The organism is Novimethylophilus kurashikiensis (genome assembly GCF_003112435.1).
GTDB classification, from domain to species: domain Bacteria; phylum Pseudomonadota; class Gammaproteobacteria; order Burkholderiales; family Methylophilaceae; genus Novimethylophilus; species Novimethylophilus kurashikiensis.
Genome location: NZ_BDOQ01000007.1, coordinates 168605 through 185815 on the forward strand (window position 1 = coordinate 168605; position 17211 = coordinate 185815).

Below are 17211 nucleotides of genomic sequence, written 5' to 3' on the forward strand. Positions count from 1 at the left end.
TCCGGCCTTTTGTTTTACATCACAGAGAGGAGTCCCCAGACAACTGCGCCTGCGAGCGCAACCCATAGGGCAAGCTTTGTCATGCCCCAGGAGAATCTGATAACTGGCGCCACCATCGCCTTGGCCTTCGCGTACATCACGCGATTCTTAGGCTCCGGCTCGGCGGGAAATTCAGCGCTGGAAAGCTTTTCCATCTCGTAATGCAGCCCTGGAATTTTGATTTCGTTCTGGGCGGAATTCGTATTCATGATGCTACTTAACGACCTCTAAAGTTGACCACAGTATTTAGTGGCTAGGTGATGCTTCAGCTACTAAATTTAGTTCATGGTTAAGTTATATCATGAACTGTAAATAATGTCAAGCACTATTTATGATTACGCTTGTCGGCAAAGCATGTATTTCAGCCTATACATGTGGTGGCCGCTAAGCGGCTTTTAATATTGGCAAGGTGTTTATCATGATTACCTCACTTACAACATCGCTGATTCGCATCACGCTGTTCTGGTACATCCTAGGGGTTCTGGTTCTATTTATCGGGGACCCGGCATGGGCCGAGCAGGCGTATACACGGCTAGCCCTCTACCCATGGGTGCCGACCGTTAAGTTTCATGGGCTCGGAACGGCAGCGAGTGTTCAGTGGCATCTGCTCGCTTATTGGACGATGCCTATCCTAGTGATGTGGGCGATTTCGATAAGTGTTAGCTATGGTGTCACTTGGCTCTATCAATCCTCCCATCTCTCTGCCCGTAAAGACCGGCTTGCTCCTCGAGGCAAGTTCTGGGGAGTCACCGTTCCCGGCTACTCTATCGGCGCTTTGCCGGAAGCTACAACACCCGCCCTTACCGGTGCCCCTGTTACCTTGCCCGGCGGGACCTACAAAAAGGGCGCCGCTACGGTAACGCTTGGCAACGTATTGAATGAAGCGGTCAATCTGCTCACGCCCGCGGAGCGCTTGTTGTGCGAGGAGTTGCTACAGCTTCTATATGCTGCCCCGGGACATTTCGCCGGGCATGGCCACGGGGTAGGCTTGCTCGAGCACACGCTAAACGTCGTGACGGAAGCGGCGGTCAAGTGCAATCCTGAATTCCGCCTTCCGCTTATTGCGGCCCTGGCCCACGATATCGGCAAACTAGTCACCTTCCAGCCTGACGGGAAGGGTGGTTGGGTCCGCCGCGGGCTGCACTCACGAGAAAGCGTCCGCATCCTGGCAACACTGTCAGGGTTTGAGGCGCTGCCAGAGCTCCATCGAGATGCGCTGCTTCTCGCAGTGAAGTATGACCATGCACCCAATAAGATGCCGCAACTCCGTGGCTCGCGCGAAGCCAGTATGCTGGCCATGCGCATCATCACCGCGCTATCCCATGCCGATAAGGCCGCGACCGCCGGCGAGAAGGACCGGAACCTGGTCAAACTCAAGCCGGAAGACTTGCTGTGGCAAGACTTCATCGACTTTCTGCGCGAAGCCCCCGTGGTGCAGCGCGGGAAGAAGGGCGCAGCCAACCAGGTCAATAATCCTCCCGACAGCCCATACGTTTATATCTACGAAGCCCCTTGGCGTGACGCCGCTATTCCGCGCATGCCGGCCGAGGTGGCTGCTGCGCTCGACTTGACCCGTCGGGACCCGGGTAAGCTGGCCAAGTACACTCGCATCCTGGCAGAGCGTTTACGCAAGGAAGGCCTTCTGGTCGATGAGCACGAGGGTAAGTCTGTATCCGAGGCTAATCCGTTGTGGGATATTCAATCCGGAACCGGCGAGAAGGCGGTGGTTCTCCGCGGTATCCTGGTGTTGCGCGCAGACGCGTTGTGGAAGGCGGTGAATTACCGCATCTCCACCAAGTCGCCATTCCCGGTCCAGATTCTGGCGCCTAACGGGGATGCTGATGGCGCAGTCAATGAAGCGCCGAAGGCGAACCGTGAAGTGCCGAAAACGCCTGATGTCACGGATGTCGTCAAGGTGGACGATGTGAATAGCTCCGACACGATGGCGGCCCTTGGCCTCACGGCACAGGCGGACGTCACGCCGGCAGCCTCCGAGGCTTCCGCCGAAGCCTCGGCAGAAGATGCTTCTCATCCCACTCATTCCGCACCAGCGGCGCCCAAGCCTAAAACGCGTGGCCGATTCAAGGGCGCGGCGCCATCACAGGCGCAGGATGATGTCCTCGGGCTGGGGCTTGGTCCGGCTAAGAAGCCGGAAAAGCCTAAGCGTGAACAGGATGCTGCTCCCACTGCCCCGTCAATCGAGAATGCTCCGCCCGTGCCCGAGGCGGCCATAGCCGCCGAAACTGTTCCGGATGCGGAGCCCCTGGCCACAGAGGAGCCCGCAGCATTCGATATGTCGTCAATGCTGGAAAGTGCGCTGGGTGCCCTGAAGACCGAGACGCCAACACTCGAGGCGACAGAAGACTTCCCTGAAATGATGTGGGAAGAGCCCGTAGACGCTCCTATGGAGCCCGCGCCGCAGCCCGTGGTTGAAGTGGCGCCCGCTCCCGCTGAGACAGCCGCAGCCCCGGCGCCTAAGCCTGCACCAGCAAAAGAGCCCAATCCTCAGCCAGCGGCTGTGAAGGAACCAGCCCCAGCGTCGAATGAGGTGACGTCGCCCGAGCTTAGCCGCGCAGAAAAGCGGGAAGGGTTGGCCATCGCCGATGAGGCGGCCTGTGCCGCCTATCCTGGATTGGACCTTGGGGACAAATATTACACCGAGCATTCGCGTGCTGTTCAAGCGGGATTGAAAAAGCCAGGCAGCCGGTACAAAGGGGATGACAAGTCGAAACAAATCGAATTGACAGCTTCCGGCCCGCGACGCGGAAGGAGAAAACCTAGCTAGTCGGGTGGAAATATAGGGGGCTTGGTGATATACTTTTAAATAGCAATTTTGTCTACTTAGAAATGCTGAGCCCTACTATGTCTCGCTTTGTAAAAATTCAAAGCATGGCAGCTGCTTTTTATGCGGCCGCCATGCTCATGCTGCTTCCCGGGCAAGCTGATGCCACGCTGAAGTGTCAGGAAATCGTCTCACAAATGACGTGCTCCGACTCGGCGCCGCACTCGTACGAGTATGCCCCTGGCCAGTCCACGATGATTCCAGCGCCGGTGATTTCTGGCTTCCCCTCTGCGTGCTGGACGTGGCAGCGAAAATTCCAGTGTGTGGAGCAGGACCCTATCTACACCTGTGACCCGACGGCCGACTTTAGTTATGTTAAGGCTAACTGCAGCTTGACTGCTGCGGCTATTAACAGCACGGTCACCATCAGTTCGCTCACCTTCATTACCAACGCGACTTACACCTATCGCTGCCCTTTCAGCGACTTCACCACCTCGCAAACGCTGCCTAATGGCCAAGAATGCGTACTGCTGAACTCTACGACGACGGATACTGCATCGGCGCCTGCTGCACCTACGGGAACTGCCCCGTCTACCGGCTCAGGTAATCCGCCGACCACCACATCGCTGTCCACAACTACGGTTACCGACCAGCAGAAGGTGGATAACTACGTTTGCTACTACCCTCCTCAAACCACCTGCTCTGACACTTGCTACCAGACGGTGACGGACCCGGCTACGGGTAAGGTTACGCAAACACCGGTTGCGTGTACTAACCCAGTTTCGAGCTGCGTGGTAACCAACGACCAATGTACTGGCGCGCTTACTACCGCTAGCGATGGTACGACGGTGACCTCCACCAACCAGAATCTGGGCCCTGATGGTCGATGCATCAATCGTCAAACCACATCACTTTGCCAAGCTGGGGATATTCCGCGGTGCTTGAATAAGGAGAGCTGCACGCTATCCTCCACGACACCCTCGGATATACAGGCCAATGGTGTGGCCATGTCGCAGACACAGAAGTACATCTGCTCAAACCAGACGGAGTCATGCGCGCAAACCTCAACCGTCAGCAATTGCGTTCACGCCAACGCATGGGGCTGGGATAACCTGTCCATCAAGAATCAGGTAGGACAAGGCTTGGGAGAGTTTAACCAGGCGCTCGCCAAGGCCGATGCCATCCAGAAGGGGATGAATGAGGGTGACCCGTACATTTTCTCTGGCCAAGACCGCCGTTGCCACTATGCGGTAGGTAGCTTCTGGAATACATTCATCACGATTGCCGTGATTGCAGCAACGATGGTCGCCACCGGCGGAACTTCGGCTGGCTTGATGTCTACTGCGTTGCAATCCGCAGGCATGACGGCGGCAGCGGCCAATACTGCGGCAATTAGTATTCAGGTTGGCTATTCCGCGGTTAGTGATGCGGTGGATAGCCAAGCATTTGGCTCAGATTGCTGCAAAAACTACGTCATTGAGGGTAGTGACGGCCCCTTCCGCTTCGGCAGTTGCTCTATCGACGAAGTTAAACTGGCGGTATCTCGCCGTAAAGGGCTCTACCACTATCTTGGTACATACTGCTCGAAGAAGGGTGGCTTCCCGCTGCGTGAGTGCAAGGAGAAGACGAAGACCTATTGCACCTTCGACGACATGTTGGCCTTGACTGTGAATGAGCAGGGGCGTGCTCAGCTGGATGCTTTGGCTTCAGCCGACCCGGCAAGCACGCAATCTACGCCGGAAATGAAAGCAAGCCTCTACACAACCGAGCCCGCAACGCCGACTCACTACATTGAGCTGGCCAATGCGCACTGGACTAAGCTGACTTCTTTCAACCACTCGCAAATTTGGTTCTGGCAATTCCCTGGTTACTGCCAAACTCAGGATTTGCAGACAGCGGCATACAACCTGTACGAGGCGGATATAAATGCTGCTCTCAGCACTCAAGGCATCCAGCCAGGAACGATGACCAAGGACCAGGCGATTGCGTTCTTGAAGCAGGCTGTCAATCTGCCCTCATTCCAGGAGTGCCCTGAATCGCCAGGCATGGCATCCTTTATGACCTGCAGCCTAAAGGACGATTCATGCGATGTCACCAAGTTGCCTGAAGGTCCTACAGGCGTAGAAATTGATGCGACCGGAACGGACACCTCCACAGCAGACGTCAACTGGCGTATTCAGCAGCTTGATACCTTTGCGATGCCTGGTGACTATGGAGTGACGTCCACGATGCCTACGGATGCCACATTTGCAGCGGTCAGCGCGAGCGTCAACGAGTATGTGACGAAGACCGGCTCCTGCCATACCGATGGGGCCTGCGACTTCATGTTCGCGGTGACGGATAAGACGGCAAACTCCCTGGGCGCTCACAAGCGCGTCAAGGACTATGCTCAGTTCCCGCTCTATATGTCGATGCAAAGCGCTGCATGGCCGACGATTAACTATCTGTCTGCCGATGGCACGCTGGATACGGCTGCGCGCTCGGCTGACCCCAACCTTGGTTTGGGTACGCCATTGACGGTTAGCACGCAACGTTTCCTGTTCCACCCGAACTCGTTGCTCACTGCACCGGCAAGTGGCATCCATGACAAGGTGTTGCTCGACTGGGGTAACAGCCCGCTCACGAACAATCCGGCCGTGGACTTTGCGCCGATTCTTGTGCCAACGTCATTACCGCCGGCAACCAAGGGGTTCTACCCGTACGGTGACACGAGCAACAATGGCAAGCACTTCTACTTGTCTGGCGGTTGTGACCCCAACTCGAAGTGGTGCGACTACACGGTTGAGGTGGATATTTCGGTACCGCGCCACCCATGGGGTAGTGCTAAACACCCGCGCTGCTGGGGCTTCACCATCGAACAGATGGCTGCGCTGGACTTCAACAAGATGGACCTGTCCAAGTGGATTGATTCGCTGAACTTGGATTCGGCCGCAAATGGCTTGACCGGCCAGGCTGCCAAAGCCATGACCGACCAGGCTACGAAGTCTGCTCAATCGTTCTACAGCGCATTCAAGACTGGTTCGGCAACCAACAACCCGAACGCAGGTACTGTGGCGCTGGTGGTGAACACCAATGTTGTGCCGATGATTTCGTCTACGGAAGACAGTTCCTACACGGTGCACATGGCCGTGCCTGCGAACTGGCCGAACTGGTTCGATAACGCGCCCAACAACAATCCTGTAACGAATGTTTGGGTGAACTGGGGTGATGGCTCGCAGCTGCAATCCGTGCCGAAGTCTGCGACTGGCCGTGCCTTCGACCTCCGTCACGACTATGGCTCTTCGCCTCCGGGTAACTACAAGTTGATGGTGTCCTTGGATACCGCCAATAACGGTACCCAGACGTTGTCGACGACCATCCGTGTTACGCCAGACGCCGGCGGCGCACCTGCAACGCCTCAGCTGGACTTCAACAATCCGGGCACGAATGGCGCAGCACAAAGCAATTATGTGCCGTCGAACATGCAGAACGGCGTGAGCGAAGCTCCGGCCAACCTCGAAACGCTGTCGCCCGGTACCACCGACCAGTTCAACAGTCAGGGGGACACGGTAACGGCGCCGAAGTAGCAAGTCCCTGCGGCACTAGGGCTGAGGGGGTTTGCGCCTCCTCAGCCCTTATTTTTTAAGCATTTTTTCATACTTTTTTCGGCAATTCGTTCCTATACCGTCCCATGAGAAAATTAATCGGACGGGCAGATTTCTGGCGAATCGCCGCACCTGTTGCGGCTGGCATGGCAGCAAGCCATCCGTCGTTCGCAGGCAATCCTATCGCATTGGCGTTGGCAGCCGGGTCAGGCTTCGGCGGGTACAACTACTTTATCGAAGAAGCGCGTCGGTCATTGCGCACGGTCGATGAAGAAGTTGCCGAAGGCTTCTCCCTACGTTCTGACGATATCTTCCCTGAGACCATGGGGTTGAAGGGTGTCCGCCTGGGGTTCACCAAGGACCGCGGCATGCCTCTCGACATCGAGAATGACAAGCTCATGCGTCACCTGGCCATCATCGGCCAGTCTGGCGTGGGCAAGACCGTTCTCGGGATGAACATCCTATGGCAGCAAACCGCCCGTGGAGGCGGTTGGTTGTTTATTGACGCCAAGCTCGACAAGGATGTCCGCGACCAGCTCGCTTACATGACCCGGGTGTTCGGCCGGGAGGATGAGTTCTACGTGATGAACGTGGACGACCCCGATAACTCGAACACCTACAACCCGCTTCTTAACGGCGACCCGGATGAAATTGCTTCCCGGTTGCTGAACCTCCTGCCATCGAGCGACAACAACCCCGGCTCAGACTTCTATAAGCAGTCCGCCAACTATGCGTTGACCGTGCTGATTGGCGCCTTGCAGGCCGCGAAGAAGCGATACACCTTCATGGACCTTGCCATCATGCTGCAATCGGCTGCGGCCATCAGCAGGGTGGAGACCTTGATTCCGCTCGACAGCCCGGCCTTCATGGTGCTGCAGGTCTTCCTTGACCAGTTCAAGAAGAAGGACAAGAACGGCGTACAGGTCGACGTCAACAAGATTAAGGACATCCTGGGAGGCATGTCCGGCCGTATTGCCCAGTTTGCACAGGGTAAGTTTGGCCGGGTGTTCAACACCACCACGCCTGAAATCGACCTGGTCGACATCGTGCAGAACAACAAGATGTGCTACGTCATGTTGCCCACCATGGGCAAGGATACGGCGGCGCTCAACCTGGGCAAGATGGTGCTCTCCGACCTGCGCACTGCGGTCGCAAAAATGCAGGGGCTCACCAAGGCGGAGCGGCCAAACCCGCCATTTATTTGCTTCGCGGACGAGATGGGCTCCTACGTTATGCCTGGCATCAGCCGGGTTTTTGAGCAGGCCAGAAGTGCTGGGGTGATGATGATTCCGGCCTTCCAGACGTTCGCAAACTTGGCTTCCGTGAGCCCGGAATTCGAAGAAATGATTATCGGTAATACCTGGACCAAGTGCTTCTTCAAGTTGGGCTCTATCGACTCGGCGACGAAGGCGGCGGACATCATCGGTCAGGTGAAAAACTACCAGTATTCCGTGTCGGCCAGCCAGTCCGAGTCAGCCTCAGCCCAATCCTTGCGCGTGACCCCTGAGTCGTCCAACTCGGAATCCGGCGGCGTGGGCGAGTCCTGGCGCCAGATGGAGGAATACCGCATTTCCCCGGACAAGCTTTCACGCATGGGCATCGGTGAATGCGTGGTGTGTTCTGGCTCGCGCACGTTCCATATCTCGACGCAGGCTATCGAATTCCCGCCCGTGCCGGAGTTCAAGAAGAACGTTTACCCCACTAGCTTGCCGGCGGGATTCTCCACGCTCGACCTGGAAGGCCAGTACGAGCAATTCCTGATAGGGCTGCGCGACACCATGCCGGTTGCCGCAGCCGAACCGCTTTAACCCGAGGACTATTCGATGACTTTTATGATGAATTTTTTCAAGAGCCTGTGTACCCATCAAGCAGTACCCGTGGAAACCATTCAACTTGGTACTCTGGCTGCACGTCCCCGCAAAAAGGTAGCCATGCCTGCGGATAACCTTGGCCATCATCTTTTGCTGTCCGGCGTTATGGGCAGCGGTTCGACCAAGCTCCTCGAATCCGTCCTGGTTCAGCGCACTCAAGGTGGTCACGGCTGGTTCTATGTCGACACGCGCGAGAATTACGACATGCGCGATGTCCTCTTTGAGGCCGCTCACCATGCAGGGCGCCAGGATGAGTTTCACTTCATCGACCTCTCTAATTATCCGTCATGGGATGTCTTTGACCTGTGGGAAGGGACTCCTCACGAGCTTGCGGAAGACTTTACCGCCTTGCTGCCGCATTCCGAACCCAGCACCGGCAGCGATTACTACAGACAACTCAACCATCACCGCCTCACCGTTATCATCAGCGCGCTGCGTGCGTCCGGGTTGAGCTTCAACCTGTACGACCTGGCTGTCGCGGTGGTTGACTTGGGAGCATTGGAACAACTGGCGATGAAAACGCCAGAGTGGACCCCTGCCGCACAAGAACTGAAAGGACTCATTGAGACCTATCGTGATTTCGGCGAGTCCGCCGCAACCCGCTACCGTCAAGACACCGGACATTTGGGATATAAGTTAGCCGAATTGGCAAAATTGCTGTTTTCCGATGATGCATCTGCCCCGACCATGCGACGTAAGCGCCAAGTTTCCCTTAAGGAAATCTTCCAGCAAAACCAGCTTTGCTACATCATGCTGCCGTTTGGTGCAGATAATTCACTTCCGCCGCAGTTGCGTGAAGCGTTTGGTCGATTCCTGTTAAGCAAGATTCGGCATGCCGCCGTTTCGCGCGCCCAGGTGCCTGCTCGCGTTCGCAAGCATCCGTTCCTGCTGGGCTTCGATGGCGCAGAACTTTACCCTACGTCGAGCCTTAGCGCCCTTCTGGCGGCAACCCCGCAATACGGCGTCGGCGTCGCGCTGCGTGCAGGGCTGGAGTGCTTCCGCCACCTTCCGGGGAGTGTGGTTGACCATGCGGTTCGCGTTATTTTCAAGCAGGGCAGCTTAGAAGACACGCATCTGGCCGAAGCGATGCTCGCTACTTCTGAGCCGCATCGCATGTCAGAAAACGTGCAGCTTCGTAAGCGTGCAACCCCGTCAGCCACTCAAGTTGCCGACCTGCAAGCAGGTGAGTTTGTCATAGACACACGAGGCTTGCGCGAAGTGTGCAAACTTCAACCAACTGAGCGCAAGGGTGTGGCCCCTTCGGCACGGTTCAGCCTGCAAAGCAGTGTCGCCCCGCAAGCCGAACTGCCCGCCTTGGACTTGCGCTTTAGCGAACCACAGGCCGAGGTCGCACATGAATGAGTACCTAACCTATATCGCTATCGGAGTCGGGATACTGTTCCTGTCCCTGCTGGTGCCCGGCCTCAAGATGGTCGCCGAGGGCATCATCAAGGCGGGGGTGGATTTCATCATCGAAATCATGAAGCACAAAGCGACATTTCTCATTTGGGGCATCAAAACCCTGGTTGGGGACCATGCGCGCGTACTTCAGCACGCCTTCCAGTCCCAGGATACGCTGGACCCCACGCAACGTGTGCGACGTGCGGCGGAAGGGTACGACGAGTAGGAAAATCCCTACCAAACTGGCGCTCGCTCCCTATACTCAATCGTTGTTTAATCGCCCCTGGCGCACCGGGGGCTTATTTTTGAAGCTCACCCCTCGGAGTTAATGTTGAGTAAGCCTAAGTGTCCTGTGGCTACGATTGCTAATCGGCAAGCCCTGAAAGTATTGTCGTTATCCGCAATAGCTCAAGGAGTGGCCTCCTTGTTTATTCCGGTGGATTGGCTGGGACACGTAGCCTGTGGCGTTGGGGTTTTGGCTACGCACCTCGGATTGTTCGAGCTTTATCGCCGGAAGGTCATTCCTCCGGTCGTCCCTTGCAATGAACTTCGGGTTGCGGTCGACCGCGGCAATATCCAGCAGGAGAACATCATCAAGCTGGTGGACGAGCGGACCCGTGAGCTGAGCAATGCCCGCGACGAGGCGCTGGAACTGGCCACACGCAAGTCCGAGTTCCTAGCCAATATGAGCCATGAGCTGCGCACGCCTCTCAATGCCATTTCCGGGCTTGTTGAGCTTTGTCTTGATACCGCGCCTTCGCCAAAACAGCGAAATTACCTAGAAAAGATTGAATCCTCAGCCCAGTCGCTGTTGAGGCTGGTAAGCGATGTGCTGGATTTCTCCAAGGCCGATGCCGGCCGCATTACGTTGGAGCGCATCGCGTTTGACTTACGCGGGGTGCTCAACAACCTGGAGACTATGCTGCTGGAGAAAGCCTATTCCCATGGGGTAGAGCTGGTTCTGGAGTGCCCGCTCGATGACACCTCGCATGTGTTTGTCGGAGACCCGATGCGGATTGAGCAGATTCTCGTGAATCTGGTATCCAATGCCATCAAGTTCTCGCACAAGGGCGGCACGGTCAAAGTGGCCATCCAGGTGTCGACCGAAGCCAATCAGACCATGATGGAAATCACCGTAAGTGATAACGGCATTGGCATGTCGCAGTCGCATCAGGAAACCCTCTTTACCCCGTTTACTCAGGCGGACGCGTCAACGACCCGCAAGTACGGAGGTACGGGGCTTGGACTGGCCATCTGCAAGCATCTGACCGAGTTGATGAGCGGCTCGATTTCCGTCCGCAGTAAGGAGGGGGAGGGAAGTACCTTCACCGTCCAGATACCGATTGAACTTCGGGATGACGTCAGCACACCGCTCGATGACAAGGTATTTGTGCCCTATGCAGGACATCAAATTTTGGTCGTCGAAGATAACGAAAGCTCGCGCAAGGCGCTTTCGCGGCAGCTATCCGCGCTGGGGATGGTTTGCATTTCCCATACCTCTGGCGAATCGGCCGTAGCTGGCTTAGCGGCCTCGGCTACGCCCGGGATGTATCTTGCCGCATTCGTGGATAACACCTTGCCCGGCATCTCAGGCATCGACACCTGCCGTCAACTTCGCGAAATTGCCCCTGGCCTGCCACTCATCCTCATGTCCTCGACGAATAGTGATGAACGGGTGACGCACGGCGCAAAATCCAACTTCTTCGACGGTACCCTGCTGAAGCCTGTCCGCGACTGGCGTACGGTTTCCGAGCTATCGATTCAGCTTGGGCTGGCTGAACGCACAGCCACAGGCCTCGCCTTCCACTCAGCGAATACGCCTGAAAGTATCCGTGGCGCGCACATCCTAGTGGTCGATGATGTCCCCATTAATCAGGAGATTCTCAAGGACCTTCTGGAGAATGTCGGCGCCAAGGTATCGTTGGCCAGTAATGGCTATGAGGCGATTGCAGCGGTGGAATACCAGCGTCCTGATTGCATCCTGATGGATTGCCAGATGCCTGTCATGGATGGCTATGAGGCTTCCCGCAAGCTCATGGATAACGAATCCTTCAAAGATATCCCTATCATCGCCGTTACCGCCCATGCGTCCGAAGCCGACCGGCAGAAGTGTCTGGAAGCCGGCATGGTGGGCTACCTGCCCAAGCCAACAAAGGCGGCGGACGTTTACCGCATTCTGGCAACCCACATCAAGAAGCGCGTCGAGCCTGTCATCAACCAGGACGCGATGCCTGCCTACATGCTTCCCGCGCTGCCTCACATCGATGTCTCGGAAGGGCTTCTGAACTGCAATACGCCTGTGCTGTATCTCAAGACCTTGCGTACTTTCCGGGACAACCATTGCGCCAACTTTGAAGAACAGTTCTCCCTATCGCTCAAGGAGGGGAATTTCAAGGATGCGCTTCGGCATGTGCATACCTTGAAGGGGTTGGCGCGCACCGTAGGCGCCAAGGCGCTGGCCGATATTGCGTACACGCTTGAAATGACCGTGCGCGATGGCGCAACCGCAAGCGACCTCGACCAACAACTTCCTCGGCTCTTGCGCGAACTGGCCATCGTGACACATGGCTTGCATAAAGCAGACCTCGGACAATAAGGCATAAGGGAGCGGTTCCCCGCTCCTTTCCTTGCGATTTGTGGTATTTGTTGGTATACTTTTTATTGCCAACAAATAACAATCTCATGTTTTTACATCCTCCCAAATCCAAGCCGATTGCTGCCCTACTGGACCAATGCCGCAAGGCATTCTGGCTTGTGGCGGCCGGCACGTTCCTGGCTGAGTTAATTTCCCTCGCGCCTATCCTTTACACCCTCAACATGTATGACCGCGTTCTCACGAGCCGCAGCGAGGTCACCCTTATTTCGCTGACCGGGGTTGTCCTGGCCATGTATGCGTTTTGGGGTATGGTTGAGTGGCTTCGAGGGCGCTTGCTCATTCGCATTTCAATGCGAATCGATTGGGAGCTAGCAACCAAGCTGTTTGACGCCTCCTTCCGCCGGCATGTCACGCGTCGCGAGATAAACGTGCATCAGGTGCTGGGCGACCTTGTGCAATTGCGTCAATTCATGACGGGGACCCCTATGCTGGCCTTGATGTCGGCTCCCTTTGCGGTCCTGTTTATTGTCATTTGCGCATTATTCCATCCTTATCTGGCCATGTTCTGCCTGGCGGCTACACTAGTCCTGTTGTTTACGACCTACCTCACCAGCAAGGCAACTACTTCCGTGCTGGCGGAGGCAAATGTCCAGCAGGGACGAGCGAATAAGCTTGCGGCAGCCAGTCTGCAACAGTCAGAAGCCACCTTGGGGCTCGGTATGCGCGACGCATTGCGCGCAAGGTGGTATCGGGCGCATCAGCAATTCCTAGGGCAACAGGCACAAGCTAGCGAGGCCCAGGGGATACTAGGCGGTTTCTCAGGCTTTTTATCCCGGGCGCTGCAATCCTTGGCGACCGCCTTGGGCGTGTTTCTTGCCATCAACGGGCTGATTACCGGCGGCATGGTGATGGCCGCCACCTTCCTTATCACCAAAACGCTGACCCCGTTGCAGCTTGTCATGGGAGCCTGGAAGGACATCACAGCAGCTCGCCAAGCCTATGCGCGTCTCGATGCCTTACTGGAGGAGGATGTGCTGCCTGAAACTCAGGTCACGTTGCCTGCGCCGAGTGGAAAGCTCGTGGTGGAGGGGATGACGGTCGTTCCGCCCGGAGCCGAAGCCACCGTGCTCCAGAATATCCAGTTCTCGCTCGAGCCGGGGGACGCATTAGCGATTGTGGGGCCGTCGGCCTCAGGCAAATCCTCTTTGGTCCGCATGCTCGTGGGTTTGTGGAAGCCGTCGCAAGGGCATGTCCGGCTGGACGGCGCCGAGCTCTATGACTGGGCTCGAGCCGCCATTCCAGTTGGGCAGCACGTTGGCTATTTATCCCAGGACATTGGATTCTTTGAGGGTACCGTGGCTGAGAATATCGCTCGCATGGGTGCGCCTGAGTCCGACCAGGTGATTCATGCCGCCAAACTTGCTGGGGTTCACGAGGCTATTCTTTCCTTCCCGCAAGGATACGAAACTCAGCTGGGTGAGCTGGGCCACATGCTGACCGGTGGTCAGCGTCAACGCATCGCGTTGGCTCGCGCCATGTACGGGTCGCCTCGCTATCTGGTGCTGGATGAGCCCAATTCGGCCTTGGACGAAGCCGCAGAACGTGCGCTGGTGGCTGTTCTGCAGGCGTATCGCGCAGCAGGGAACACCATTATCTTCACGACCCATCGCCCAATGCTGATTTCGGCTGCGACCAAGCTCATGGTTCTGGCCGCTGGGCGCCAGGCCGCGTACGGCCCTATTAAGGATGTGCTGGCCACTATCGCACCACAACCGGTACAAGCTGAAGGTGGCTAATATGAAATCGCCTATCGAGTCTCTGGTCAGCTGGATAAACAGCTTCAACCCATACTCTCCTGATAAGCTGGCACCGGCTGCCGGCGGCAACCCGCTTCCGCTCACGACAGAGGGCTCAAACTCAAAGATGCCTTGGGTGTTCGCCGGGTTTTTCGTTGCATTTGCCGGCTGGGCGGTCATCGCTCCCATTGATTCAGGTGTCGTGCTCAATGGCGTGGTGGTCGTGCAGGGTAACCGAAAGGTGGTGCAGCATCCCTTGGGTGGAGTTGTTTCATCCATCATGGTGAAGGAGGGGTCGCATGTCCGCGCCGGCGACCTGCTCTTCAAGCTCAACCCGCTGAACACGGAAGCCAACCTTGCAGGCGCTGAAGTCGACTATATCGAGGCGCTGGTGACGGAGTCCAGGTTGAAATCCGAGCGGGAAGGGGCCCCAGAGATTCGATGGGACGCGGACCTGGCGCCATACACCAAAGACCCCCGCTTTGAAGCCGCCAAGGCCGTCCAAACCGGCCTGTTTATGGCCAGAAAGGGAGAGCTCAAGGCTCAGCAGGGCGCCTTGTCGCAACAGATTGCCGGCTTGAAAGCGCAGAATGCCGGGCTGGAGGAGTCTCAAGCTCCGCGCACGCAGCAGATTGCCCTGCTTTCGGAAGAGGTCCGGAATAACCGCGAGCTTGCGGCCGAGGGACATGTCCCTCGCGCCCGGGTTAGTGAGTTGGAGCGGCAGCTGGCGGAAGCCAATGTGAGTCTGTCGGAAATGCAGGCGGAAAAGGGAAAAAATCTCACCGCCATCGCCGGACTGGAATTCCAGTTGGCGCAATCGAAGGCGACTTGGCTCAAGGAGCTGGAAACCCAGTTGGTGGATGCTGAGAAATCCCATATCTCGCTCAAAGCCAAGGTCGCCTCGTTCAAGAGCGAGCTGGCCCAAACGGACGTTCGAGCGCCAGCCGCTGGCATCGTGGTTGGACTCAAGGTGAATACAGTAGGGGGTGTGGTCGCGCCGGGGCAAACGCAGATGGAAATCGTCCCGGAAGACTCCCCGCTTATCGTTGAGGCCGATGTGCCGACGAACATGATTGATAAGGTACATGCTGGGCTCTTGGCTGATTTGCGGTTCTCAGCCTTCAACACCATATCGACGCCCGTCGTAGCTGGCCGCGTGAAGCTCGTTGGCGCCGACCGACAGTTGGCGCAACCTCCCGTCCATCCGAACGACTATTATCTGGCGCAAGTCGAAACCTCCGCCCAGGGCGTACGCCAGCTTGATGGAAAGGTAATTCAAGCCGGGATGCCCGTGGAAGTCGTCGTCAAGACTGGTGAGCGCAGCTTTATGTCGTACCTCCTGAAGCCGCTGCAAGACCGCTTGGCCCGGTCGTTCAAGGAAGGGATGTGATGCGTACCACCTATCGCCTGCTTGCCTTGCTGGTGGCAAGCCTGCTCGGTAGCACAACCGCAAGCGCCGGACCATTCACCGAAGGCTATGCCGCTGCGCGCGGTACCGATAGCCTCTTTCTCTCCGCCGCGCCTGAGAAGGAGGCGGCTGGGTGGGCGGCCATGACAGCCCGCGCCGCGTACCTGCCGTCGGCCCAGCTTCAGCAACAGCAGCAATACAGTACCTCCTCGCTTACTAGCCGCACATTCAGTGTGAGCCAGCCCGTGTTCTCCATCGACAAGGCCGCTACCGTGATGGAAAGCACGCCCCGACTCAGGAGCGCGGAAAGCGTGTATGTCCAACGTGAGAATGACCTCGCTACCCGCTATTTCAAGGCCCTCGCGGACTGGTTGAAGGCGAGTGAAGGTCTCCGCCTCACCAGCGCCAAGAAAACGGCTTACACGCAGCAATATGAGGCTGCCAAACGCGCGCTCCTCGCGGGGGAGGGGACTGTCTCCGACCGGCAAGATGCCTTGTTGCGACTCGAACAGGCGCAATCAGAAGAGGTTTTGCTCGAGGCGCAACAGCAGGCCGCTGCCAACGAGGTGCAAATGATTTCCGGGGTGGCGCCGAATGACACGTGGTCGACCCTGACCGTCGGAGAACTGCCCAAGCTTCCCGAGCAGGAGGACTGTTTGCGCGAGGCCCTTGCCCACAACCCGCAGCTCCTGCAAGCCCAGTCTGATAAGGAAATGGCAGACCTTGGTGTTTGGAAAGCTCGCGGCGCCCTGGCTCCGCAGGTGTCCGTGGTAGTGGCGCATACGACGGTAAGCAATTTCACCACCGAGTACACCGGTATCCAGGTCAGCATGCCATTGGGCGTCGCCCCGGTAGGCCAGGCGTTAAGCGCCAGCGCCAATGCCGACCGCCAGCGCTGGCTGACGCTGGATGCGGAAAACAAGGTAAAACTCGACGTACGGAAGCTTTATGCCCAGTTCAAAGCAGGCGTGGCCGAGGTCAGTATGCGCAAGACCGCAGTGGAAACAGCCAGTCTTGGGGTGGAGGCCAATATGAAGAGCTACCAGGGCGGCGTTCGCACAAAAACAGATGTGCTCAACGCGATACAGGCCTTGTATCAAGCCAAGCAGGATTTGGTAACAGCTCAAATTGCCCTGGCTGAGAGCTACCTCAACCTCGAGCTGACACAAGGCACGCGCCCGGAGGCGATTCTGCAATCCCTGGATGGCTACCTGTTCGCCAAAATTGACAAAACTAGTATTTAGTTGTATATTTATCAGTTGCCGATGTCATTCTAACACGGCTTTTCATGAATTCATTGATAGGTGATGTATGCGTAAGCGCCCCTCTGGCCGCAAGGTCCCGGCTATTGTCGAGACCTACCTCGGTAAGTCTTCGACCGTAAATTCACACGCCCCTGCTATCCAGCAGCCGGCATCTACACCAGTGACCGCCGCGCCTATGCGCGCGATGACGTGGCGTGGCACGACTATCGAGCGTCATGCGGATGGATATGCAGCCCGTCTGAACAGTGGGCGTGAAATCAAGGCCGGTTCTGCGTTTGGTCTGCTCAAAGCATTGCTCGTCGGTTAAGGACTTGTTATGCCGACCGCGGGTCTAAAGTGAAAAGCAGCTCCGCAAAGGGAGCTGCTTGAGAGGTTAGTATCGCAGCTGTTGGCCGTGCCGACCGCGTTGATACCATGGATGATTGGCGCTCGGCGATTCGCGTAAGCTTCCGATGTAGTCGAGTGCTCC

11 protein-coding genes are annotated in these 17211 nt (G+C 57.0%); 10 read left to right on the forward strand and 1 reads right to left on the reverse strand.

Going from position 1 to position 17211, the window contains the following annotated elements; translation table 11 throughout:
* Positions 1-14: 14 nt before the first annotated feature.
* Positions 15-248 carry a hypothetical protein gene (locus NMK_RS10010; protein ID WP_109015610.1) on the reverse strand — a complete coding sequence of 78 codons (234 nt, stop codon included), beginning with the start codon at positions 246-248 and terminating at the stop codon, positions 15-17.
* Between the two features lie 209 nt (positions 249-457).
* Between NMK_RS10010 and NMK_RS10015 the strand changes: the two genes are divergently transcribed.
* The 10 genes from NMK_RS10015 to NMK_RS10060 all read left to right on the forward strand — a co-directional run bounded on the left by NMK_RS10015 (position 458) and on the right by NMK_RS10060 (position 17049).
* Positions 458-2824 (forward strand): HD domain-containing protein, encoded by a 2367-nt coding sequence (locus NMK_RS10015; protein WP_146187168.1) that lies wholly within the window; start codon positions 458-460, stop codon positions 2822-2824.
* 104 nt (positions 2825-2928) lie between these two features.
* Positions 2929-6387 carry a conjugal transfer protein TraN gene (gene traN / locus NMK_RS10020; protein WP_181376234.1) on the forward strand — a complete coding sequence of 1153 codons (3459 nt, stop codon included), beginning with the start codon at positions 2929-2931 and terminating at the stop codon, positions 6385-6387.
* 104 nt (positions 6388-6491) lie between these two features.
* Positions 6492-8213, forward strand: a complete 1722-nt coding sequence (locus tag NMK_RS10025) for a type IV secretory system conjugative DNA transfer family protein (RefSeq protein WP_109015613.1) — start codon at positions 6492-6494, stop codon at positions 8211-8213.
* 69 nt (positions 8214-8282) lie between these two features.
* The gene (locus NMK_RS10030; protein WP_146187169.1) at positions 8283-9638 is read left to right on the forward strand and encodes a hypothetical protein; all 1356 of its coding nucleotides are present in this window, start codon (positions 8283-8285) and stop codon (positions 9636-9638) included.
* Complete coding sequence (locus tag NMK_RS10035) at positions 9631-9903, forward strand: hypothetical protein (RefSeq protein WP_109015615.1); 273 nt, start codon at positions 9631-9633, stop codon at positions 9901-9903. The genes NMK_RS10030 and NMK_RS10035 overlap by 8 nt, the downstream gene beginning before the upstream one ends.
* A 198-nt stretch (positions 9904-10101) precedes the next feature.
* Positions 10102-12273: a response regulator gene (locus NMK_RS10040; protein WP_181376235.1), complete on the forward strand. Its 2172-nt coding sequence runs from the start codon at positions 10102-10104 to the stop codon at positions 12271-12273.
* Between the two features lie 86 nt (positions 12274-12359).
* Positions 12360-14069 carry a type I secretion system permease/ATPase gene (locus NMK_RS10045; protein WP_109015617.1) on the forward strand — a complete coding sequence of 570 codons (1710 nt, stop codon included), beginning with the start codon at positions 12360-12362 and terminating at the stop codon, positions 14067-14069.
* Between the two features lies 1 nt (position 14070).
* Positions 14071-15459, forward strand: coding sequence for an HlyD family type I secretion periplasmic adaptor subunit (locus tag NMK_RS10050; RefSeq protein ID WP_181376236.1), 1389 nt, complete (start codon positions 14071-14073; stop codon positions 15457-15459).
* On the forward strand, positions 15459-16721 hold the full coding sequence (locus NMK_RS10055; RefSeq protein ID WP_109015619.1) for a TolC family protein: 1263 nt from the start codon (positions 15459-15461) through the stop codon (positions 16719-16721). Before NMK_RS10050 ends, NMK_RS10055 begins: the two co-directional genes overlap by 1 nt.
* A gap of 67 nt (positions 16722-16788) precedes the next feature.
* Complete coding sequence (locus tag NMK_RS10060) at positions 16789-17049, forward strand: hypothetical protein (RefSeq protein ID WP_109015620.1); 261 nt, start codon at positions 16789-16791, stop codon at positions 17047-17049.
* The last annotated feature ends 162 nt before the right edge of the window (positions 17050-17211 follow it).